General features: G+C 57.0%; 21 protein-coding genes, 1 pseudogene and 1 riboswitch. Of the genes and pseudogenes, 8 read left to right on the plus strand and 14 right to left on the minus strand.

What is annotated here, in order from left to right; translation table 11 throughout:
• Positions 1-10: 10 nt before the first annotated feature.
• The 3 genes from ACR0EL_RS10700 to ACR0EL_RS10710 all read right to left on the minus strand — a co-directional run bounded on the left by ACR0EL_RS10700 (position 11) and on the right by ACR0EL_RS10710 (position 3176).
• Complete coding sequence (locus ACR0EL_RS10700; RefSeq protein ID WP_480499847.1) at positions 11-904, minus strand: ABC transporter permease subunit; 894 nt, start codon at positions 902-904, stop codon at positions 11-13.
• Positions 905-917: 13 nt separating this feature from the next.
• Complete coding sequence (locus tag ACR0EL_RS10705) at positions 918-1799, minus strand: ABC transporter permease subunit (protein ID WP_480499848.1); 882 nt, start codon at positions 1797-1799, stop codon at positions 918-920.
• 72 nt (positions 1800-1871) lie between these two features.
• Positions 1872-3176, minus strand: coding sequence for an extracellular solute-binding protein (locus ACR0EL_RS10710; protein ID WP_353011181.1), 1305 nt, complete (start codon positions 3174-3176; stop codon positions 1872-1874).
• A 231-nt stretch (positions 3177-3407) separates the two neighbouring features.
• Between ACR0EL_RS10710 and ACR0EL_RS10715 the strand changes: the two genes are divergently transcribed.
• A complete protein-coding gene (locus ACR0EL_RS10715) occupies positions 3408-4421 on the plus strand; it encodes a LacI family DNA-binding transcriptional regulator (protein ID WP_480499849.1) in 1014 nt (337 codons plus the stop codon).
• A gap of 1 nt (position 4422) precedes the next feature.
• Here the strand turns inward: ACR0EL_RS10715 and ACR0EL_RS10720 are convergent, their stop codons facing one another.
• The 10 genes and pseudogenes from ACR0EL_RS10720 to ACR0EL_RS10765 form a co-directional block, all read right to left on the minus strand.
• Entirely contained in the window at positions 4423-5433 is a 1011-nt protein-coding gene (locus tag ACR0EL_RS10720; RefSeq protein WP_170534819.1) for an iron ABC transporter permease, read from the minus strand.
• 1 nt (position 5434) lies between these two features.
• Positions 5435-6388 (minus strand): ABC transporter substrate-binding protein, encoded by a 954-nt coding sequence (locus tag ACR0EL_RS10725; protein WP_480499851.1) that lies wholly within the window; start codon positions 6386-6388, stop codon positions 5435-5437.
• A gap of 12 nt (positions 6389-6400) precedes the next feature.
• Positions 6401-7177 carry an ABC transporter ATP-binding protein gene (locus ACR0EL_RS10730; protein ID WP_480499852.1) on the minus strand — a complete coding sequence of 259 codons (777 nt, stop codon included), beginning with the start codon at positions 7175-7177 and terminating at the stop codon, positions 6401-6403.
• Positions 7174-7530: a DUF1636 family protein gene (locus ACR0EL_RS10735; protein WP_480499853.1), complete on the minus strand. Its 357-nt coding sequence runs from the start codon at positions 7528-7530 to the stop codon at positions 7174-7176. Before ACR0EL_RS10735 ends, ACR0EL_RS10730 begins: the two co-directional genes overlap by 4 nt.
• A 98-nt stretch (positions 7531-7628) precedes the next feature.
• Positions 7629-7845, minus strand: a riboswitch (cobalamin riboswitch).
• Between the two features lie 44 nt (positions 7846-7889).
• Complete coding sequence (locus tag ACR0EL_RS10740) at positions 7890-8384, minus strand: hypothetical protein (protein ID WP_480499854.1); 495 nt, start codon at positions 8382-8384, stop codon at positions 7890-7892.
• A 383-nt stretch (positions 8385-8767) separates the two neighbouring features.
• Positions 8768-9433: a D-lyxose/D-mannose family sugar isomerase gene (locus tag ACR0EL_RS10745; protein ID WP_480499855.1), complete on the minus strand. Its 666-nt coding sequence runs from the start codon at positions 9431-9433 to the stop codon at positions 8768-8770.
• Positions 9434-9452: 19 nt separating this feature from the next.
• Positions 9453-10379: a carbohydrate kinase family protein gene (locus ACR0EL_RS10750; protein ID WP_480499968.1), complete on the minus strand. Its 927-nt coding sequence runs from the start codon at positions 10377-10379 to the stop codon at positions 9453-9455.
• A 34-nt stretch (positions 10380-10413) separates the two neighbouring features.
• Positions 10414-11373: a glucokinase gene (locus ACR0EL_RS10755; protein WP_480499969.1), complete on the minus strand. Its 960-nt coding sequence runs from the start codon at positions 11371-11373 to the stop codon at positions 10414-10416.
• A gap of 63 nt (positions 11374-11436) precedes the next feature.
• A pseudogene (locus ACR0EL_RS10760) lies at positions 11437-12741 on the minus strand (GH1 family beta-glucosidase); the annotation flags it as partial.
• Between the two features lie 2 nt (positions 12742-12743).
• A complete protein-coding gene (locus ACR0EL_RS10765; RefSeq protein WP_480499856.1) occupies positions 12744-13775 on the minus strand; it encodes a LacI family DNA-binding transcriptional regulator in 1032 nt (343 codons plus the stop codon).
• A 290-nt stretch (positions 13776-14065) separates the two neighbouring features.
• Here ACR0EL_RS10765 and ACR0EL_RS10770 point away from each other — a divergent pair, with 290 nt between their 5' ends.
• From ACR0EL_RS10770 to ACR0EL_RS10790, 5 genes are all read left to right on the plus strand, one after another.
• On the plus strand, positions 14066-15424 hold the full coding sequence (locus ACR0EL_RS10770) for an ABC transporter substrate-binding protein (protein WP_480499857.1): 1359 nt from the start codon (positions 14066-14068) through the stop codon (positions 15422-15424).
• 66 nt (positions 15425-15490) lie between these two features.
• Positions 15491-16498, plus strand: coding sequence for a carbohydrate ABC transporter permease (locus ACR0EL_RS10775; protein ID WP_480499858.1), 1008 nt, complete (start codon positions 15491-15493; stop codon positions 16496-16498).
• Positions 16499-16510: 12 nt separating this feature from the next.
• Entirely contained in the window at positions 16511-17659 is a 1149-nt protein-coding gene (locus tag ACR0EL_RS10780) for a carbohydrate ABC transporter permease (protein ID WP_480499860.1), read from the plus strand.
• A 9-nt stretch (positions 17660-17668) separates the two neighbouring features.
• On the plus strand, positions 17669-19324 hold the full coding sequence (locus ACR0EL_RS10785; protein ID WP_480499861.1) for an alpha-glucosidase: 1656 nt from the start codon (positions 17669-17671) through the stop codon (positions 19322-19324).
• Between the two features lie 3 nt (positions 19325-19327).
• The gene (locus tag ACR0EL_RS10790; protein ID WP_480499862.1) at positions 19328-20419 is read left to right on the plus strand and encodes an ABC transporter ATP-binding protein; all 1092 of its coding nucleotides are present in this window, start codon (positions 19328-19330) and stop codon (positions 20417-20419) included.
• Here the strand turns inward: ACR0EL_RS10790 and ACR0EL_RS10795 are convergent.
• A complete protein-coding gene (locus ACR0EL_RS10795; RefSeq protein WP_480499863.1) occupies positions 20411-20755 on the minus strand; it encodes a hypothetical protein in 345 nt (114 codons plus the stop codon). The two genes, ACR0EL_RS10790 and ACR0EL_RS10795, sit on opposite strands and share 9 nt — an antisense overlap.
• Before the next feature lie 221 nt (positions 20756-20976).
• Between ACR0EL_RS10795 and ACR0EL_RS10800 the strand changes: the two genes are divergently transcribed.
• Complete coding sequence (locus ACR0EL_RS10800; protein ID WP_480499864.1) at positions 20977-22101, plus strand: extracellular solute-binding protein; 1125 nt, start codon at positions 20977-20979, stop codon at positions 22099-22101.
• 116 nt (positions 22102-22217) lie between these two features.
• Complete coding sequence (locus ACR0EL_RS10805; RefSeq protein ID WP_480499866.1) at positions 22218-23330, plus strand: ABC transporter ATP-binding protein; 1113 nt, start codon at positions 22218-22220, stop codon at positions 23328-23330.

The raw sequence follows: 23330 nt of genomic DNA on the forward strand, positions 1-23330 counted from the left end.
CCCGTATTCCTTATTTATCGGATTCTGTGAGGCCCTTGACGAACCAATTCTGGAAGAAGATGACGATCGCCACCGGTGGGATCATCGCAACGATAGCCAGCGCAAGCGCCTGTCCATGCTCGGGGATCTGACTATCGGTATAGGTCAGCACGATCTGTTTGATCCCACGGACCAGCGTGAAGAAGCTTTCGTCTGTCGTGATCAATGTTGGCCACAGATACTGGTTCCAGCCAAAGACAAACATGATAATGAAGATCGCCGCGATCATCGTCCGGCTAAGCGGGACGAGGATGTCGACAAAGAACTTCCACGGACCTGCACCATCGATCCGCGCAGCCTCGGCCAGTTCCTCGGGGACGGACATAAAGAACTGTCGGAAAAAGAATGTGCCTGTGGCGGATGCGATCAGCGGGACGATCAGACCGGTATAGGTGTTGGTCAGGCCCAGTTTCTGGATCGCCTCATACGAGGGTAGAATTCGTACCTCAAGCGGCAGCAACAGGGTGGTGAAGATCACCCAGAAGGCCAGAGTGGCAAAGCGCAGGCGGAAATAGACGATGGCATAGGCGGCCATCATCGAGATGATGATCTTGCCGACTGCAAAGCCGATGCCCAGGATAAACGAATTCATCAGCATCAATGTGCCGTCAACGGTTTGGGTAAATCCGCCTTTCTCGAACATGGCGGCGTGGAAGTTCTTGCCCAGATCGTCGCCTAGGCCCACCTGAATGCCCTGTCGATGGATGGTCACCGCATCATGGCTGGCTGTGGTCAGCGCCAGCAGCGGAGGCAGGATCATCAGCAGTGAGCCCAGGATCAGGACAAAGTGATCGCCGACAGTCTCCCACCGGATTTTGCGGGGGCGACGGGCGGTGGCGGTTGTTTCAAGGGTTGTGTCAGCCATTGTTCGCCCCCCCTCAGGTATAGTGAATCCGGCGTTCAACCAGCCGGAACTGAAAGACGGTCAGGATTAGAACCAGACCCATAAGAATGACGGATTGCGCGGAAGAGCCGCCCAGGTCATTTCCGCGGAACCCGTCCAGATAGACCTTGTAGACCAGGGTCATCGGATTGTTGCCTGGCTCACCCTTCATCAGCGCGTCAATCACGCCGAACGTATCGAACAGCGCATATGTGATATTGATGATTAGCAAGAAGAACGCGGTGGGGGCCAACAGCGGGAAGGTCACTTGCCAGAACCGCCCGGTGGCCGAGTGGTTGTCGATCATTGCCGCCTCGCGCACCGAGCGCGGGATCGATTGCAGGCCGGACAGGAAGAAGATGAAATTGACCGGGATTTGCTTCCAGACCGATACGATGATCATCGCGGTCGCGGTGGCGTTGTAGTCCACGCCCAGTTTGAAATCCCATCCAAACATCTGGAAGAACTTGGTCATCGGACCCGTGCTTTGATCAAAAAACAGGATGCCCAGAAATCCAGCAACCGGAGGCGCGATGGCGTAGACCCACATCAGCAAGGTGCGATAGGTCTTGGCGCCGCGCAGAACCTTATCGGCCTTGACCGCCAGCAGCAGCGCGATTGCCAGTGAGAAGAAAGTAACCAGAACCGAGAAGACAATCGTGAACCATGCAATGCGTTTATACTGATCATTACCAATCAACGACGTATAGTTGTCGGCCCCGACAAAGGTTGACCCAAATCCAAAAGGGTCTTGCAGAAAGAAGGACGATTGCAGCGCCCATCCCGCAGGCCAGTAAAAGAAGATGGCGATGATCATCAACTGTGGCAGCAGCAAAGCCACAGGAAGCCAGATATTGTCAAAACCCGCGCGTTTCATAGGTCTTCCAGTTGTAGAAGTGGGGGATGGCCGCACCCGAAGGCGCGACCATCCTGGGGGTGATCCCAGGGATTAACCCTGAGTCTTTGCAAAGCGGGCCAGCAATTCGTTGGCTTCTGCTTCGATGTTCTGGAACGCGGTTTCCACGTCGGTTTCACCGGTCAGGATACGGCCATATTCGCGGTTCATGATGTCGCGGATCTGGACGTAGAAGCCCATGCGGTAGCCTTTGGTGTTGTCACCGGCTTTCGCCTGCAGCTGGTTCACGCCAACTTCGGCTGCTGGGAAGCGGTCATAGTGGCCGTCTTTCTTGGCAACGTCATAAGCAGCTTCGGTGATCGGAACGTAGCCGGTCTCCTGATGCCAGAAATACTGGGTATCGGGCGCGGTCAGGAAGCGGAAGAACTCGGCCGTGGCTTTGTTTTCTTCGTCCGATTTGCCAGCCATCGCGAACAGAGCAGCGCCACCGATGAAGGTTTGTGTCGGCTCAGGCGTCACGGCTTCCCAATAGGGCAGCTCGGTTGCGCTGAATTCAAAGCCCAAATCTTTCTGCAACAGGCCACCAAACGAACCCGAAGACCCCAGCCACATGGCAACTTTGCCTTCTTCGAAAGGCTTGGCGTTGTCGCCCCAGCCGGTGCCGTACCATTCAAACAGGCCGTTGTCTTTCCATTCGCTGACAGCGGTGAAATGGGCCTTGATCGCGTCGTTGTTGACCAGGATTTCCGTGTCCATGCCGTCATAGCCATTGTTGTTGGTCGCAAACGGCAGGTTGTGCCGAGACATGAAGTTTTCGGTGAAGATCCAGGGCAGGTGCGACTGGCTCAGCGGGATATAGCCCGCCTCTTTCAACGCCGGGGCGGTGGTCGACTGGAACTCTTCCCATGTCTTCGGCGGGGTCACGCCAGCGGCTTCCAGCGCGTCGACGTTATAATACAGGATCGGTGTCGACGAGTTGAAGGGCATCCCGATCATCTTGCCATCGCTGTCGGCATAGAAATAACGCACACCGGCGATGTAGTCGTTGATGTCGAAATCGACGCCGTTTTCAGCCAGCAGGTCCTGAACCGGAACGGTCGCGCCCTTTGCGGCGATCACGGTCGCGGCCCCGGCATCAAAGACCTGCATTATGTTCGGTTGCTCACCAGCGCGGAAGGCCGCGATACCAGCAGTAAGCGTCTCTTCGTAGCTGCCTTTGTAGATCGGAGTAATTGTGTACTCGTCTTGCGACGCGTTGAACTTTTCGGCGACCTTGTTGACGGTTTCCCCCAATTGCCCGCCATGGGCGTGCCACCAGGTAATTTCTGTTTCTGCAAAAGCCGTAGTCGCGGTAAACGCGAGGGCAGCAGCCGTTGCGCAAAACTTCAGTTTGGTCATGTTTTCCTCCGGTTCGGTGTCGGCCCCTTGCAGCTAAGAGACCGTTGGCACCTTGTGCCAGTTTATTGTGCAGGCTCCCCTGCGGCGTGTGTCGCGCGCAGCCTCCGTCCTGCATTGTATAGGCACGTCTGGATTCTGCACACGTGCCCACATAATGTTAACGTATGACAGTTCAGTGAAAGATTTCTAGCAATATTGACAAATTATACCAAATCGAAGGACAGGTCGGGCGTGGCTCAGGATCATGACAAACCTGCCAATAGGCGCCGCCGGGTGACCGCGCAAGCCGTTGCAGACGCGGCTGGTGTATCGCGTTCAGCGGTTTCACGCGCCTTTACGCCAGGTGCGTATCTTGATGAAAGCAAAAGAAGAATCATCGAGAAAGTAGCCCATCACATGGGCTATCAACCAAATGCATTGGCCGCCGGGTTGAAGGACGGGCGCTCGCATTTGGTGGCCGTCTTTGTCGGCAATATGCGCAGCACATATGATTCCGAATTCGTGAGCGCCTTGGTCGGGAAGCTGAACGCTTTGAACAAATGGCCGATTCTCATTGATGGCGGGGATCAGCGTGCAGAAGACGCGATCGAGCAGGTTTTGCGCTATCCATTGGACGCTTTGATCCTGCGTGGTGGCAGCATGCCGCGCGCATTGGTCACGCGGTGCACCAAGTTCGGTGTGCCGATGATTTCCACAGGCCGAATCGTCGAGGCGCCGGGTGTCGACAATGTCTGTTGCCGCAATGCCGACGGTACAGGGCTTGCGGCCCAGGTGCTGATCGACAAGGGGCGCACACGGTTTGGGTATCTAGGCGGCGCACCCAGTTTCTCCTCATCTGCTGAGCGTAGATTGGGTGTAATCGATGTTTTGGACAAAGCGGGGTTAAAGCTGATTGCCGAAGCCACAGGGGATTTCACTGTTGAGACTGGGCACGAGATTGCGCTGAAACTGTTGGCTGAGCACAAGCTAGACGCGTTGGTCTGTGCCAACGACGCCAGTGCGATCGGCGCGCTGACCGCCGCGCGCGAGCTGGGGTTGGACGTTCCGGGTGATCTTTCACTGATCGGGTTTGACGATATCGAAATGGCCCGATGGCCAAATTTCGATCTCAGTACCGTCAACAACCCGATTGATGATGCGGTCGATCAGGTCATTGCGTTGCTTGAACGCAGGTTGGCAGAGCCGGGCAAGCAAAGTGAAACCATCATGATTGATCCGTTTTTCGTTCCGCGTGGAACGCATTAGGTCAAACGTTTCGCGCCGATTTGAACAGGTACAGGAATACGAAAAGCGACCCGATCGATGTGGTCACGATGCCGACTGGTAACTCCTGAGGGGCCAGAAGCAGTCGGGACACGATGTCAGAGGCGGTCAGCAGGATAGCCCCCACAATGGCCGAGGTGATCAGCAGGTTGCGATGCAGCGTTCCTGCGATCCCCCGTGCGATATGAGGGACCATCAGACCGACAAAGCCGATGACACCCGCGACCGACACGAAGCTTGCCGTGGCCAAAGCTGCAACAAAGAACATGCGAAAGCGCAGACCCTGAACCGGGATACCCAAGGTGGCAGCGGTGAAATCTCCGGTCAGAAGGGCGTCAAGCCAGCGGCTTCGATAGAGTGCATAGCCCAGGATCAGGGCTAGGCCGATCAGGACCAATGGGAACGTCTCCCACCGCGCAAGGCCCAGTCCGCCCAACATCCAGAAGATCACCGAATGGGCGGCTCGGTTGTCTCCGGAAAAGATCAGATAGTTGGTGATGGCGGAGAACAGGAAAGACACGGCAAGCCCCGCCAGGATCAGTTTTTCCGGTGCACTTGTGCGCAGCCCTTGGACCAAGGCCAGCACGATGCCCGATGCGATCAGGCCGCCGCAAAACGCGGCCAGCGGCAGGGTCCAGATGCCCAGCACATCACCGGTGACGGTGATGACCAGAACAGCGCCCGCAGCCGCGCCCGAAGAGAGACCGAACAGAAATGGATCTGCCAAGTCGTTGCGCGTGGTGGTTTGCAGTACCACCCCCACAACACCAAGCCCCGCACCGATGACAGCGGCGAACAGCGCGCGCGGTAGGCGCAGATCAAACACGATCCGATGCAGCGGTGACATCTCGCCTTCTGACAGACCTGTGCCCAGGCCGATGGCGGCAATGACATCCGCCACTGGGATCGGGGTTGTACCGTAGACTGTCGACAGCAGCAAAAGGGCGGTCAGAACGACCGCCCCCAGCACAACTATCCGGCCCGTCTGGACCATATCAGTTGGTCGCCGTCGGGTGCATCGCATCCGCCATCTTCTGGATCGCGTCAATGTTTGCCGGTCCCGGTGTCAGCTCTTCATAGCGCAGGCCGATCCAGCGTTCATTTTTCACAGCATCTGTTTGGGACATCACCGGGTGCTCTTGCAGGAACTTGAACGTGTCCTCTGCCCCGTTGCCGGTCTGATAGTCAAGCAGCACCAGGAATTCCGGATTCGATGCAGCAACCGCTTCCCACGAGGTGCGGCCCCAGCTGGTGTCCATGTCATGGGTGACGTTTTCGCCGCCAGCCGCTGCGATCATCGCATCGGGGATGGCGAATTTGCCAGCGGTAAAGGGCGCATCTGCAGGGCCGTCCAGCAGGAAAACACGGGGTTTGGCCAGATCGGCGGTTTTGGCCTCGATGGTAGACAGCTGTTCTTTCCAGCCTGCAACCAGTTCCTCGGCCTTTTCCTCGACGTGCATGACCTGACCCAGACGCAGCACATCGTTGAACAACAGGTCCATGCTGGCCACAGGGCGGTCCTTGTCCAGATGCACGCAGCTTTCGGTCAGGATCATTGTCTTGATGCCGAACGGGGCCAGAGTGTCCGGGGTCACGTCACCACCGGGCTTCATGCCATAATACCAGCCCGCGAAGAACAGGTCGGGCTCTGCCGCAACCAGGTTTTCGACGGTTGGGTATTTGGGGGCCAGTTCCGGGATGTCACCGCGCAGCTTATCGAAATCAGGGCTTGTCTTGTACCAACCGGTGATACCGGTCAGGCCAACAATGTGTTCTTGCAAACCAAGCGCAAAGGCCATGTCGGTCATGTTCATGTCATGCACAACCAGCCGTTCCGGCTTGGCGTCGAACACCAGCGGTTCGCCGCAATTGTCAACGGTCACCTCATGCGCTGCTGCGCCACTGGCCAAGCCGGTGATCATCAAAGCTGACCAAATTTTCTGTTTCATCAATGTCTCCTGTCAGGATGAAAGCGTTCGTTTTCGGATATCCAGCGCCGGGATCACGCGCCCTTCGTGCTGGAAGCACAGGTAGTCAACACCAAACGTGTCGCGCACATGATCTGGCGTGAGTATTTGGTCGACCGGCCCAAAGCCCGTCATGCGTGTGGATTTCATCAGCGCGACATGGCTGGCGAATTCGGGGATCACGACCAAATCATGCACGATCATCACCACCGTCACGCCCAGTTCGGCCACCAGCGAAAGCATGTGCCCCTTGGCATCGGGGTCCAGATGATTGGTGGGCTCGTCCAGAAACAGCAGCGAGGGGTTCTGCGCCAATGCACGCGCGATATGGGCGCGCTGACGTTCCCCACCCGAGAGCCGTTGCATCGGCTTATCCGCCAGATGGGTCAGCTCGGTCGTGCGCAGAACGCGCGCAAGATCCATCTTGTGGTCTTCTGCCGAGCGGTCGCTTTGAATGGGAATCTGACCCAGCGCGACATAGTCGCGTAGTTTCAGGCGGCCATCGGGCAACTCCTGCTGGCCAACAACCGCAATGGTCCGGGCGCGTTCCTGTGCAGACAGGCTGCGCAGGCTTTGACCGTTGATCCGTACATCCCCCAGCGCCAGACGTTCGACCCCGCAGAGCAGGTTCAGCAGCGTTGTTTTGCCGGCGCCGTTCGGACCGGCGATGGCAAGTATGGCCCCTTCTTCCAAAGAGAATGAGACGCTTTGCAGCAACATATCGCCATTCAGGGCGTAGTATTCCAGGTTTTCCGCGACTAGAAAGCTCATGCCTTATCCCGCTTTGGAAGACGGGGCAGACGTGCCAGTGTTTTGAATAGCAAGGCGGGGGGGCGATCTGTTGCGCTGGTCCAGCCGCTCTCGCTGTCGCGGTACTGATGGGCGAAGGCGGCGATTGCATCCAGATCGGCGGTACTTTGAATATCGCCAAACAGGTATTGCGCCTTGCCTTCGGCTTGCAGACCGATGGCCATGGGACGTTCGCATCCTGCCATGCACGGGATCAGTCGCGTAGCGAACCCGTCAGGCAGCGAAGCGTCCAGCAGACTTTGGGCGGCGCTGGCTTCGATCTCACCCTGGCAGGTCGAGCAGATCAGCACAAAGTGATCAGCGTTGCGGGTCATTGCCACCCTCAACGCGCAGAACGCCCGTGTCGAAAGTGCCAGTCCCGATAGGACGCATATGTGCCATCAATCCTCCTTCCAGGACGCCCCGTCCCGGGTTGGTTTCACTGGTGATGGCAGGTCTCCTGACTTGCGGGTCGTTGCTTGGCCAACCTTCCCGGCCTGCTCGGGCCAGTGGTGATTTGGCGTCGCTCTCCGCTTACAGTTGCGGGGGCAGTCACGGACTTGGCCTGTTCCGATATTTCGGGGGCCGCACCGTATTCCCATTTTCATCCCGCAATCAAAGTAGCGGGAACCATCACAGGTCAGCTATTCTGGTGAAGATATGCTTGTCAAGTATCGTCGTTTACGACCGAGCACTATCGTACGACCCGAAGAACGGGTCTGCTATTGATGCGCTCGCGACGCGCGGCATCTGTTGGGAACCGGTTGGCAAGTGTCAGGCCCGCTTGCACGACATGGGCATCCGGATACCCGCCAGAAAGCAACCCAGCGGCATCTCGGGCGGCTGGTGTTTCGTCGCGCCGCATGTGATGCAGCATACGCATCAACGCCAGTTCATCACTGGTGAAATGGTTGCGGCTTTCGACGCAGAGCGGGTCGTTGAACGCCAATCCGTAGGGGCGGCTGTAAAGCGTGGCCTTGATGATCTTGTAGACCAGATGGGCCAAGGTCAGACCCTGATCCACGCCCCACCGCTCGATGGCGGTAGAATACGCAAATTGCCAGGATTGCGTATCGGGCTCTGCAAAACTTTGAATGAAATGGCGCATCACAGGCAGGAGCCCGCGCTCGAAATCATCAAATTCGAATTGGACCAGTGGGCGGATCGACTTGTTTTCAGGGGGTGTCATGCGTATTTCCTCCCCTGTTTTGCGACACAACAGGTAAGGCTGTGAACGTTTTTTGGCAGGTTGTTCTGATCTATGGGTTGGTCAGACTGCGTCGTAGATGCACGGGCTGGAAGCCGTAGATCAGCCTCAATCGCTTGCCGTAGTTTTGGCTTGAGCGCGCAGCCATGACGGCTTGCGACAGCATCCATGGCCAGAAGATCTGCAAGTGAATTTGCCATTGAATACACCCCTTGTGGTCGCTGATCCGGACCGGGCGTGATTCCAAGGGATCTGACTAGGTCAGCCAGTAACTGACAAAAATACTCGGATAATGCAACAGGGAAGTTTCCTGCCCCAATGCTGGGGCCGGTTGTTGCTTTTCAGGCCACCGCTGCCGGATCAGATCAGTAATCCGCAACCAACAGGAATTCGGCCTCGGTATCTTCTTCGATCGTGGCAAAGCGGGGGATGGATTGTTCAAACACGTTATCGGTGCGGTCGTCGTTTACGGTTGAGACCTCGCCGATCAGGCAATCCCCGCGCTCGGCCCAGAAGGCGTGCCAGATGCCGGGCATCAGGGTTACGCTTTCGCCGGGTTTCAGGCGCAGCAATTCGCCCGGAGCGATGGTGATATCGCATCCATCGCTGGGAACCACAACCGGTGTGTCTCGGTCGACGCTGCCGTCGGGGTTCGAGGCATAGATCTCCATCACCAGATCGCCGCCGCCCCGGTTGATGATATCTTCGGCTTTGACGATATGGCGATGCATCGGCGATAGCTGCTTGTCGCGCGAGATCAGCAGTTTTTCTGCGTAAAGCATCCCGCGACCGTGGCTCAGATCGTTCTCATCTCCATTGCGCAGGGTGAACAGGAACAGGCCAAGCTCATCAAATTTGCCTTGCCCGTAATCGGTGATGTCCCATCCCAGTCCCCGGGCGCGGATCGTGTCGGCCTTGGCGCTGCGCATCTGATCCGGAGACCAGTTGGCAAAGGGGGGCAGGATGAACCCGAAAGACTGGATAAAGGCCTGTGCATCGGTCTTGACGCGGTTGATGTCGGAACGTTTCATGTGACTTCCCTTTTTGGGGCTAGAGCTCGTGCGCCCAGGGTGGGTTGGCCCCGGCACGCGACACGGTGACTGCTGCAACATCTGCACCCAACGCTAAAGCGGCGCGCAGGCTTTCTTTTGTCAGATCGCGCAGCCCGGGTTTGGTCAGATGTCCGGAACGGTGAAGTTCGGCCAGCACACCGGCGTTGAACGTATCACCCGCCCCCACTGTATCGACGACCTGAACTGCTTTAACCGGTATCGTGGTCTCCGAGCCATCGCGTAGATAACCCGAAGCCCCTTGGCTCCCACGTGTAACAATCACAACCGCAGGTCCGGCTTGCAGCAACAAAGGCACCTTTTCCGCATGGGTTTCGGGCCCCGGAATGATCCAGTCCAGATCCTCATCCGAGACTTTGAGTATATCGGTCTGCGCAATCATGGCATTCAAACGGGTGCGGTATCTGGTCTGATCCTGGATAAATCCCGGTCGGATGTTGGGGTCCAACATCACCGCTCGATCCGTCCCGTGATGGTTTAGCAGGGCAGCATAAGCATCGGCGCAGGGTTCGCAGGCAAGACTGATACCGCCTAGATACAGGGTCGAGATGGCGGGCAGTTGGTCGGGCATATCCTCAGGCTGAAGCATGCGCCCGGCAGTGTTCTCATCCACGAAGTTGTACGATGCATGACCATCGACCAGTTTCACAAACGCCAACGTGGTGGGGCGGTCGCTGGTGATCACATGGGAGGTGTCCACATGGCTCGCTTTCAGCGTATCTGCCAATTGTTCACCAAACATATCGGACGACAGGCCGGTCAACATACCAACAGGCGCGCCCAATCTCCCCAACGCGATCGCCGTGTTGAAAATTGCACCTCCAGAATGGGGTACATACCCTTGGGCACCCGAGACTGTAGGCTCGGTGATCATATCGATCAGCGCTTCTCCGCAGCACAGGATCATCCCGCGTCCCTTCATTGAGAATTGTCAGGCGGTTCTACCGCATGAGCGCATTTTTGCAGAAGTTGTTAGCGCCAACAATGCCAAATTCGACCTGTTCGGAGACATAGAGATCCATTCCGCGCCGCAGCTCGCTGAACCGGCCACCATTGTTGAAGGCATCCAGAAAACTGTCCCCGAACAGCCAGCGGTTTTTTTCCGCCACGCCACCGACCAGAAAGACGCCGCCTATTGGCATCAATGTGACTGCCATATCCCCTAGCAAAGCGCCCAGATGCGTTGTGAACAGCGATGCGGTTTGAACCGCGTGCAGATCAGTGCCGGATCGCGCATCCTGCAGGATATCCCGCGCCGGGCGCGCGGAGATATTGGTTTGACCGGCCGCCATTGCCACTGCTTGGTACAAGATCGGTAGTCCGGTGCCGCTGAGGAACATCTCAGCTTCCAAACTCAGGCTGTCGCCAAAGAAACACTCGGGCGCGATACGCCTGGCCGCGTCAAAGATATCAACCTCATCCCGGTGGCGCGGCGCAAGGCCGACATGGCCTCCTTCGCCCGAGACGGTGTGATAATGCCCTTCGGAATACAGCAACGCCCCGACGCCCAGCCCGGTTCCGGGTCCAACCACCAGCCGCGTGCCGAGTGGCGGCGTGGGCGCCCCCTGCAAGACGGTTACATCATTGGACGTAACCTCGGCCACCGACCATGCTGCGGCGGTGAAGTCGTTGATGACATAAGTGTGCCGGGCACCGGTGGCTTCGGCCAGCTCAGCCTCGGACAAGTCCAGATTTGCGTTTGTCAGTTGAATCACGCCAGCCTGAACCGGGCCTGCACCTGCGGCAACAACTGCCTGAGGATCAGTTCCGACGTCATCTCGCAAACTGTGAAATGCGTTAAGTAAGTCGGACAAGGAGCCGGTTGGATGTTTGCGCAATTCAGTCAACGCACAGTTCTCGACAACCCCAAGCCGGGTATTGGTGCCACCGATATCGGCCACCAGGTTCCAATGCTCGTGGACTGCCCCTGCTGGCTGCGCGAGTGGCAGGGCAACAGGGTTCCCTTTGGCCAGCGCGGCTTTTAGGGCGAGATATGAGGCTTTGGGTTTACGCTCCAGCGTCTCGAAGTCCACATCGACCAGACCGAACCGCTTCTCATACCCAAAAGCCCATTCGTAATTGTCGAGAAGAGACCAGACAAAATAGCCTTTGACCGGGACGCCCTGATCCAACGCATCCTGAACGGCCGCAAGGTGCTGGTTTAGGTAATCGATTCGATCATCGTCCTGATCCCGTTTAGGACTGGCCATGCCGTTTTCGGTCACAAATAGGGGAAGGTCGCCAGTGTATTCCTGCGCCGTTCGGGTCAAAAAGCGGGTGAGGGCAGTTGGCTCGATCTCCCAGTCCATTTGGGTTTTGGGCAAAGGTCCGGGAACCTCTTTCAGGCTGGGCCAGGCGGTATCAGACGGGGCAATCAGCTTACGGGTGTAATAGTTCAGCCCGCACCAATCGACAGGTGCGCCGATGGTGTCAAAGTCGTCCTGCCAACCCGTCGGCAAATGAGTCGCGAGCCCCTCCAGAACATTCGCCGGATAAGCCTTCTTGAACGCACCGCCCAGAAAGAACCGGTTATAAATCCCATCATACAGATCCGCGGCCTTGCGGGCCTCGGGGCTGTCATCGGCGGGTTCGGCCCATTCAAGATTGAACACCGCACCGAGATTGGACATTCCAAGCCCGCGCATCGCCTGAATGGCGCGGCCATGGGCCAGCAGCACGTGATGCATGGCGCGCGCAGCAGCTCGGATATCGCGCATGCCGGGGGCATGGTGGCCTTCGAAATGGCTCAGCCAGCTGACGCACCAGGGCTCGTTGATGGGGGCGACGCTATACATGCGGTCCCCGATCCGGCCCATGATGATCTCGGTAAAATCTGCAAACCACCCTGCGATATCGCGGTTGCGCCAGCCGCCAAGATCAGCAAGGGCCGAGGGCAATTCCCAGTGATAAAGCGTGGCACAGGGGCGGATATTGCGCTCTAGCAAGGCATCGGTGAGGCGGTCGTAATAGTCCAGCCCGGATTGGTTCACCGAGCCGCGCCCATCGGGCAGCACCCGAGCCCAGCTGGTGGAAAAGCGGTAGCAATCGAAACCAGCCTCGCGCACCAGATCGAAATCTTCCGGAAACCTGTTCAGATGATCGCAGGCCAGATCACCGTTTTCCTGCCGCACGACATTGCCGGGCGAGGCGGCGAAGGTATCCCAATGGGTCTGACCGGCCCCGCCTTGGGCGTGGCCTTCGATCTGATAAGCAGAGGTTGCCACACCAAAGAGGAAGTCTTTGGGAAAGTCAGAACGAGTATATTTCATTGCTAGTACCTGTTGGGCGCCGGGCCTGTTGATCTGCCTACTACCAGTTCAGCTTCCAGCAATCTAGTTTTGGTCGGCGCATCCGGGGATTTGATGCGTTCGATCAGCATATTGGCCGCTATCTCTCCGGCCTTGCGAACAGAGGAGCGGGTGGCGGTAAAGATCGGAACATCCTGTCCATTCTTGAGATAGGACAGGTCATCGTCATGGGCGATGACGGATACATCGCGCCCCATTTGCAAGCCCGCTTCGTCAATCGCGCGCCGAACGCCGATAGCAGAAATCATCGAAGAAATCAGGATTGCGGTTGGTGGATCGTCAAGGGCAAGCATCGTACGTGTTTCGTGGTGACCATAGACTTCGGTCATTTCGGCGCTGCGCATCAGACTAGGTTCAGGTGCGATCCCTGCCTGCGCCAATGCAGCAAGATAGCCATCACGGCGGCGCTGGGCGAAATCCATGTCTTCAAGGCCGTTGATCAATGCGATGCGCCGATGGCCCAGATCCAGCAGGAATTGGGTCGCCCGCAGGAACGAGCTTTTGTTGTTCACATCAATCCAGTCATAGGGCAGGTCAACACCCGTCGAACGGCCATGCACAATGAACGGAACTGACATCTTGCTGAGTACCGAGATTCGATGCTCGTTCACTTTGGGGCCCTGCAGAACCACGCCATCAACTGCACCGCGCTGGAACAGGCTGCGATAGGCTTCTTCGATCGAGGTGTCATCGGCGTTGGTGAACATCATGTCATAGCCATGCTCGGTATATGTTTTCACGGCACCAGCAACGAAATCCCCAAAGATGGGGTTCACCATCTCGTGCTGGGACGAGCTGGGGATCACATGACCGATGACCATGGATTTGCCTGTCGCCAAGCCCTTGGCGCGGCTGTTTGGACGATAGCCATGTTTGGCAGCTGCTGCCTGAACGCGCGCGCGCGTGGTCTCATTCACTTCCGGATAGCCGTTTAGCGCGCGACTGACGGTGGTCGGCGACAACCCAAGCATATCCGAAAGTTCTTTTAGCGTCATAAGGTGCTCATATACTGCAAGCGCTTTGAATTCTTTGAACTCATCTTTTGCGTTTCGCCATACTCATAAAAAGAGCCATAAAAGTAAAGATTAATGAGTGATAAATCCAAGAGTATTCGGAATCGTTGACTTTGACGCGCAAACGCGCAACTTTACACCTATCCAAAGCGCTTTGGATTGCGGTAGTAAGCTATATTGCCGTGATTCTCGCGTCGGAACGCGTGGCAGGTACGTCGCGGATCGGGTCGGGCCCGAACAACTAAAAGCTTGATAAGCTGTGGGAGGACATCATGAAGAAGTCGTTTTACGCCAGTGCTGCGGCATTGGCGCTGAGTGCGGGGACGGGATTGGCGCAGGCTGATCTGGCATTCACGCCGGGTGAAGGCCCGTTCAATTGGGACAGCTACAATGCCTGGGCGGAAACAGCGCCGGACCTGAGCGGCCAGACCGTTACTGTTGCGGGGCCCTGGCTTACGCCAGAAGATGGCTACTTCAACAACATGACCGCCTATTTCGAGGCGGCCACAGGCGCGGATGTGATCTATACCGGCTCGGACAGTTTCGAGCAGCAAATCGTCATCGATGCCGAGGCTGGTTCGGCCCCCAATGTTGCCGTATTCCCGCAGCCTGGTCTGGCCTCGATCATGGCGTCGAAAGGACAGCTGTCTCCACTGGGCGAAGACATGGCTGCCTGGGTTGGTGACAACTACGCCGCAGGTGATTCCTGGGTTGATCTGGGCACCTACAAAGACGCTGACGGCAACGACCAGATGTACGGCTTCTTCTACAATGTGAACGTCAAGTCTCTGGTTTGGTACAACCCCGAGAACTTCGAGGATGCCGGATATGAAGTGCCGACGACGATGGAAGAGCTCAAGGCTCTGACTGAACAGATCGTCGCCGATGGTGAAACGCCGTGGTGTATCGGCCTTGGGTCGGGTGCCGCAACCGGTTGGCCTGCGACCGACTGGGTCGAGGATATGATGCTGCGCACCCAGCCGCCCGAGGTTTATGACCAGTGGGTCACCAACGAGATTCCGTTCAACGACCCACGTGTCATTGCGGCAATTGACGAATTCGGTTGGTTTGCGCGCGATGATGCCAAAGTCTCCGGCGGTGCAGGTGCAGTTGCCTCTACCGATTTCCGCGACAGCCCCAAGGGCATGTTTGCCTCACCGCCTGAATGCTACATGCATCGTCAAGCGTCCTTCGTTCCGGCCTTCTTCCCGGAAGATGTCGAGTTCGGTCTGGATGCAGATTTCTTCTATATGCCGGCCTTTGCCGATAAGGACTTGGGTAACCCGGTTCTGGGTGGCGGTACATTGATGGCTGTGAGCAATCCCTCCGACGCGACGACGGCGTTCATGGAGTTCCTCAAACAACCTATCGCGCATGAGATCATGATGGCGCAGACCGGCTTCCTGACACCGCATAAAGGCGTCAATACCGAAGCTTATAAGGATGACACGCTGCGCGGTCTCGGCGACATCCTGCTGGGCGCGACCACGTTCCGTTTTGACGGGTCGGACCTTATGCCAGGTGCTGTTGGTGCGGGCACGTTCTGGACCGGCATGGTTGACTACACCGGTGGCAAATCCGCCGAAGAGGTCACGGGTGAGATTCAGTCCTCCTGGGATGCCATCAAGTAATCTGACAACCCTTTGGGCATCCCGCACGCCGGGGTGCCCATGCCTGTCGCCGCGAGGGAGGATAGCATGCATCCGGCAATTCAAGGCCTGCTGACGATCGCCATTGGTGTATCGGGATGTGTGGGCTACTTCTACCTATCCAATCAGGTGCTGGACAAATTTCTGTTTCCAGCGCGTGGCCCAAATGCAGGGCGCAATATCAACCGCGCCAACATGATCCGGCCCTGGCTGTTTCTGTTGCCCGCCTTGCTCGCGCTGGGTGTGTATCTGGCCTATCCGGTCGTCGAGACACTACGTCTGTCGCTGACTGACCGCGTTGCGGGTGGCGGTTATGTGTGGGCCGGATTCGATAACTACGTGCAAATGGTTGCCGAACCCAAATTCTGGGAGGCGATGCGCAACAACATGCTATGGCTGATTGTGGTGCCCGCGATGTCCACTGCCTTTGGCCTGCTGGTTGCGCAGCTGACCGACCGCATCCGCTGGGGCAATGTCGCCAAATCGCTGATCTTCATGCCGATGGCAATTTCATTCGTTGGGGCATCGGTGATCTGGAAACTGGTCTACGATGCGCGGCCCATCGATCAGGATCAGATCGGCGTTCTGAACGCGATCTATATCTTCTTCGGCGGAACCGAGACGCACACTTGGCTGACGCTTCCGTTCTGGAACAACTTCTTCTTGATGGTCGTTCTGGTCTGGATTCAAACCGGCTTTGCCATGGTAATCTTATCGGCCGCCCTGCGCGGTATCCCGGAAGAGACCATCGAGGCCGCCATTTTGGACGGGGCCAACCCGTTCCAGATCTTCTTCAAGATCAAAGTGCCGCAGATCAAAACCACGATTATGGTTGTCTGGACCACCATTACAATCGTGGTTCTCAAGGTCTTTGACATCGTTTTTGCCATGACCAACGGCCAGTGGGAGACGCAGGTTCTGGCCAATTACATGTATGACAAAATGTTCCGCGCCAATGACTGGGGCGTGGGGTCGGCCTCGGCCATGGTGATCATGTTGCTGGTCACTCCGATCCTTGTCTGGAACGTGCGCAATGCGCGCAAAGAAATGCAGTAGGAGGTTGGGGATATGAGCGATATTGCAGGAACCCGGCCAGCCCTTCGCTGGGTTGTACATGCCTCGGTAGTCTTTCTTGTCGTGCTTTGGGTGTTCCCGACGCTTGGCTTGTTGATCTCGTCGTTCCGAACGGGGGATCAGATTTCCAGCAGCGGCTGGTGGCGGGCTTTGTTTCCGTCGGAACAGAACCTGACTCTACGCGCTGCCGGGCCAGACGCGCAGGTCTCAACCGACGGGATGTATGTAATCGAAGGTAATGTCTTTGAGGGTGAAAGCGCCTCGGACATCAGCAGATGGGGGGTCAACTCTCGGGCCATCGATGCCTTTGCCCCTGGCGAAACGGCCGAGCTGCGCCGCGGCGGAACGATCACGGTTCAGGCCAACGGCGACTACCGGATGGAGAACACGGAGGAGTTTTCTGGCAATCGCGGTCCCCGAGTGTTTGTAACCACCACCCTGCCGCCCGAGTTCACGACCGAGAATTACGCCCATGTTCTGTTCAATGCGAACAGTTCCGACAGCATGGCTAAGGCGTTTTTTAACACGTTGACGGTGACGATACCGGCGACGATCATCCCAATCCTGGTCGCGGCCTTTGCGGCTTACGCGCTGGCTTGGATGGATTTCCCGGGGCGGGCATTGTTGATCGCCGCCGTTGTTGGCCTGTTGGTGGTGCCGTTGCAGCTGGCTTTGATCCCGCTGCTGAAACTGCACCTCAATATCGGGATCGGCAAAGGATATCTGGGGGTCTGGATGGCCCATACCGGGTTTGGGATGCCATTGGCGATCTACCTGTTGCGTAACTACATGGCCGGATTGCCACGCGATCTGATCGAAAACGCGCGGGTGGATGGGGCCACGGAGTTCCAGATCTTCACCAAACTCATCCTGCCGCTCAGCTTTCCAGCGCTGGCATCCTTTGCGATCTTCCAGTTCCTCTGGACATGGAACGATCTGCTGGTTGCCAAAGTGTTCCTGATCGACTCATCCGGTCAGACAACGGTGATGACCAACCGCATCGTCGAGCTGCTGGGTACGCGCGGCGGTAACTGGGAAATTCTTGCCACGGCGGCCTTCGTATCGATTGCCGTTCCGCTGGCTGTCTTCTTCGCAATGCAAAAATACCTGGTCCGGGGCCTGTTGGCCGGATCTGTCAAATAGAGGCGTCTGATGAACGTGCAGAACACCACAGAACTTTCCAAAGCAACCAAAGTGTCGTCCGAGTGGTGGCGCGGTGGGGTGATCTATCAGATCTATCCGCGCAGCTTTCAGGATAGCAATGGCGATGGCATTGGCGACCTGAAAGGCATCACGCAACGGCTCGATTACATCGCATCGCTTGGCGTGGATGCGATCTGGATATCGCCGTTCTTCAAATCTCCGATGAAGGATTTTGGCTATGATGTCAGTGACTATCGGGACGTGGACCCGATGTTTGGCACTCTGGCCGATTTTCAGGAGCTTCTGGACAAGGCGCATGCCAAGGGACTGAAGGTCATGATCGATCTGGTCCTGTCGCATACGTCGGATCAGCACCCTTGGTTCAGTGAAAGCCGTGCCAGCCGAGACAATCCTAAATCCGATTGGTTCGTCTGGGCCGACCCCAAGCCCGATGGGACGCCGCCGAACAACTGGCTGTCGATCTTTGGCGGTTCGGCCTGGCAATGGGATTCTCGCCGTCTGCAATATTACCTGCATAATTTCCTGAGTTCGCAGCCCGATCTGAATTTCCATTGCCGTGAGGTGCAGGATGCCCTGCTGGATATGGCGCGGTTCTGGTTGGAACTGGGGGTTGATGGATTCCGTCTGGATACGATCAACTTTTACTTTCACGACAAGGACCTGCGGGACAACCCAGCCCTTTCGATCGAGCAACGCAATGCCTCGATCGCGCCAGCCGTAAACCCCTATAATCACCAAAACCATCTGTATTCCAAAAGCCAGCCGGAAAACATCGCGTTTCTGGAGCGCCTGCGCGCCTTGACGAATGAATACGAGGGCCGTGCCTGTCTGGGTGAGATCGGCGACGCGCAGCGTGGGCTTGAGATTATGGGAGAATACACCACCGGCGATAAGCGGATGCACATGTGCTACGCGTTCGAGTTTCTTGAGAAACGGGTGCTGACGGCAAGCTATGCCAAGCAGGTTTTTGACCAATTATCCGCAAAGGCGCGGGATGCCTGGCCCTGCTGGGCGTTTTCGAACCACGATGTTGCGCGCCATGCGTCGCGCTGGGACCTCAGTGACGCTGCCGCCCGGCAATATGCGGTGCTCATGATGTGTTTGCGCGGTTCGGCCTGCCTGTATCAGGGCGAGGAGTTGGGCCTGCACGAAGCGGATGTTCCGTTCGAGAAGCTGCAAGACCCGTATGGCATCGAATTCTGGCCTGAATACAAAGGGCGTGACGGTTGCCGCACACCCATGGTCTGGGTGTCACAGGATGAGCAATCCGGGTTCAGCGCAGGCGAGCCCTGGTTGCCGGTCAGTGCTGCACAGGCCGAACAGGCTGTCGACCGGTTAGACGCTGATCCGCAATCGATGCTCAACCATTATCGCCGTGCCATTGCTTTGCGCCAAGCGCATCCGGCGCTGGCGACCGGTGAACAGGCACAGATGGAGCAGACCAGAACGGTTCTGACCTTCCTGCGTGAAAATGAGACTGAACAGGTGTTTTGCGCCTTCAATCTGGGATCGGAGGCTGCGGAAATCTCGCTGCCTCAGGGCCACTGGCACGCCATTGGTCAGGATCTGGGTGCGGTTGTAGGAGAAGGCCAGATCACGCTGGATGCCGCGCAATTCTGCCTGATGGTCAGGGGAAAGGGATAAACCATGTCTGAACTCAAACTGACGGATGTTGCCAAATCCTATGGCCCCATTGATGTCCTGAAACATATCGATCTGGATATCGATCAAGGTGAACTGATTGTCTTTGTCGGTCCTTCGGGCTGTGGGAAATCAACGCTGCTGCGGATGATCGCCGGGTTGGAAAAAATCACTGGCGGCACGCTGGAAATTGAAGGGCAGGTCATGAACGATGTTCCGCCTGCCCAGCGCGGCATTGCCATGGTGTTCCAAAGCTACGCGCTTTACCCGCATATGACCGTGCGCGAAAACATGGCTTTTGCCCTGAAGATCGCCAAGATGCCTGCGTCGGAGATTGATGCCTCGGTCGAGCGTGCCGCGCAGATTTTGCAGCTCGAACCATTCCTGGATCGTCTGCCCAAGGCTTTGTCAGGTGGCCAGCGCCAGCGCGTTGCCATTGGCCGCGCGATTGTGCGGGACCCCAAGGTCTATCTGTTTGACGAGCCGCTTTCGAACCTCGATGCCGCTCTGCGCGTAGCCACCCGGATCGAAATCGCACGTCTGAAAGAGGCGATGCCAGACAGCACAATGATCTATGTGACCCATGATCAGGTGGAGGCGATGACATTGGCCAGCCGCATCGTGGTGCTGGCCAACAAAGGCATTGCACAGGTCGGCACGCCCTTGGAATTGTACGAGACACCGGACAACGAGTTCGTTGCGCAATTCATCGGATCGCCCTCGATGAACCTGCTTCCGGGACGGATCACCGGCACCGGGGCCACCACCAACATCGCGCTGGCGTCCGGCGGCACTGCGGTTTCGTCGATCCCGACCGAAGCCAGCGATGAAGGGCGCGAGGTGAATATTGGCGTTCGTCCTGAAGATTTTGTGCTGACCGAGGACTCTCCGATCCTGACCGGAACCGTGGATTTCACCGAAGCCCTGGGCGAGGTGACGTTGCTTTACTTCGAGAAATCCGAGGGGGTTGAGTCGGTCATCGCCAAACTACCCGGTGTCCAGCGCAATTTGCGTGGTCAGTCCGTATCGGTGACTGCGGCACCGGAAAAGGTGCATCTGTTCCACAATGGCGTGTCGATGCGCCGGCATTCAGCCTGATCTTGCAACGCATCCCAGCAGCGCGCTGATTTTGGGTGCCGATGCAGTTTTATAGTGCCAGATCATGCGCATTGGAGTGAGGTGTTGGCACACGCCTTCACTGTCGATTTCAAGCATGTGCCCATTAAAGCTGCCAAGATCTATTGAGTCACCGCACTTGAGCGCTTTTTGCGCTAATTGATTCGAAGAATCGGTGCGGATCGAGGCGTCTGGCCGCTGCACGATCACAATCTGATATTTATTATTTATTTTCAAGGACTTATATTGAGAGATAGCGTGATGGTGGGATGGCCCATGCGAGCGCCAAACCTTTATCAAGGCTGCAATACCCCTCATTTTTCACAACACATAAGTATCTTGTTGGTCCTTTCACAATCACAGCCTAAGGTGAGGCCGTCCGGCGTATTTTCGTACCCGGAAGCAAAAGAAGCAGGACGGGGTTGCAAACTGGACTTATTGAAATTTCCAACTGTCACTTTTGAGCTGACAGCTCTGCCGTGAAGTTCTGGCCTGCAATCAAAACAAAAAAACTAACGACTAACCATGGGAGATACAAAATGGTCGATCGGAAAAATCTTTCCAGACGTACGGTGTTGAAAGGCGCAGGCGCTGCTGCTTTGGCGGCCCCGCTTTACAGCAAAACTGCGCTCGCATCGTCGGGCGAAATCAACATTCTGATGTGGTCGGACTACCTGCCACCCAGCTTCATTCAAGAGTTTGAAACGCTGACCGGAATCAAAGTGAACTATACCGGTATCGGATCGAACGAAGAAATCATCAACAAGATGAAGGCCACCAAAGGTCAGGGCTTTGACATCGTGTCGCCCACTAACAACCGCTCGCTTCAGTGGGAACCGCTGGAACTTCTGCAGCCATTCGACATGAATAAGGTGCCGGTTGATCTGGTGAACCCGGCGATGGCGCAAATTGGTACGGATGCGTGGAACTTTGGCGACAGCGGTGCGCATTGGCTGCCGCATATCTGGGGAACGGAAGGTATCGCTTACCGCACCGACCTGTGGCTGCCAGAAGGTGATGCGCCATCTTACGGCGATGTCTGGTCCGAAGCGAACGCAGGCAAAACCATGGGTCGCGCGCATTCGATGATGCTGGGTGCAGGTCTTTACATGGAGCGCGCAGGCGAGATGGAGCCCGGTTCAGTCTGGGCGGCTTATGGTGACGAAGACACTATGCGCAAGGTCTGGGGCCAGATCACCGACTGGTGTGTTGCCCGCAAAGATCGGATCAAACTGATCTGGAACGACGCCGACACCCAAAAGAACGGTCTGCTGAACGAAGGTGTGGTCGTCGGCCAAACCTGGGATGGTCCGCCGCTGGCGCTGAAATCTGCAGGCGAGCCGGTGCATTATCAGGCACCGATCGAGGGTGCGATGGCTTGGGTTGACGGTATCTCGATGCCGACGGGTGCGCAGAACGTTGAACAGGTTTATGCCTTTATCGACTTTGCCTATCAGGCGAAACCGGCGGGCGTTGCGATTGACAGCCATGGCTACAACTCGCCTGTTTTGGGTGCCGACCAGTATTCGGGTGACACCTACAAGAAGAACTTTGCAGAAGCCTATCCGGGTGACTCGCTGGCCAACCTTAACCCTTGGCCTGCCGAAGCACCCTGGTATGCGGAAACGCGGACCGAGTTCGTCAACAAGTTCAAAAGCGCCTGATCGCGTCACATCTGGTCCCTCGCCAATCGGCGAGGGGCTAACCCCTGAGCGCCATAAAGGCGCGTCAGGCCCTATCAGGGTGCGAGCATCATGCGCGCCAGTCGGAGATATCTAAGATGAGTGCAGGGGTCGGAGTAGATCTGGAAAACCTGTGGATCCGTTTTGGCGATTTTGTCGCCGTACGAGATGCCAATGTGAACATCAACGGGGGCGATTTCTTTTCGTTCCTTGGCCCCTCGGGCTGTGGCAAGACCACGATCCTGCGCGCGGTTTCGGGGTTTTTGGACCCCAGCGAAGGCAAGGTTCTGATCGGTGGCAACGACATGCGCGGCATCGGGCCGAACAAGCGCCCGACCGCTCTGATCTTTCAGAACCTCGCGCTGTTTCCCTTGATGAAAGTCTGGGAGAACATCACCTTTTCGATGGAGATCAAAGGCGCCAGCGCCGCAGAACGCCGCAAGCGCGCGGATGAGCTGCTGGACTTGATTGCTCTGCCGGGGCAGGGCGACAAGCTGCCAAGTGAGCTTTCCGGTGGTCAGCGCCAACGGGTTGCCATCGCGCGCGCGCTTTGCGCGGAACCTGATGTTTTGCTGCTGGACGAACCGCTTTCGGCGCTGGACCTGAAGCTGCGCCAACATATGCGGACGGAGCTGCGCGAAATTCAGCAGCGCGTCGGCATTACCTTTATCTACATCACTCATGACCAAGGCGAAGCGCTGACTATGTCGGACAATATCGCCGTCATGCGCGCAGGAGTGATCGACCAGATCGCAGATGGCAAGACCATTTACAACGATCCCAACACGGCTTTTGCGGCTTCTTTTGTCGGCGAAAACAATGTGTTCCGTGGTAAGATCAAGCAGCTCATGGGCAATGAGGCGATGATCGCGACCAACCGGTCCGGCGATCTGGTTGCGCGCATCTCGACCGCAAATCAGGGCAAGCTGAAAGAGGGGGACGACGCAATGATGTTTGTCCGGCCCGAGGCGTTTGCCATCGCGGCTGAAGGAAGCACCGGCAATCATTTCGTGACCGCGCAGGTGAAGCACGAAGAATTTGAAGGCAATGTCTTCAACATCTTCACCGAAGGCGATGGCGGTAAAGAGATCAAAGTCTCGCTGCCCAACCTAGGTCAGTCCTTCGAAGATCACACCGGCCAGATGATCACGCTGGAATACGAGACCCGCAACGCGGTTCTGGTTCCAGCGGGTGAACTGGCGGCAGAGTAA

It is taken from the genome of Ruegeria sp. AH12 (genome assembly GCF_056541465.1).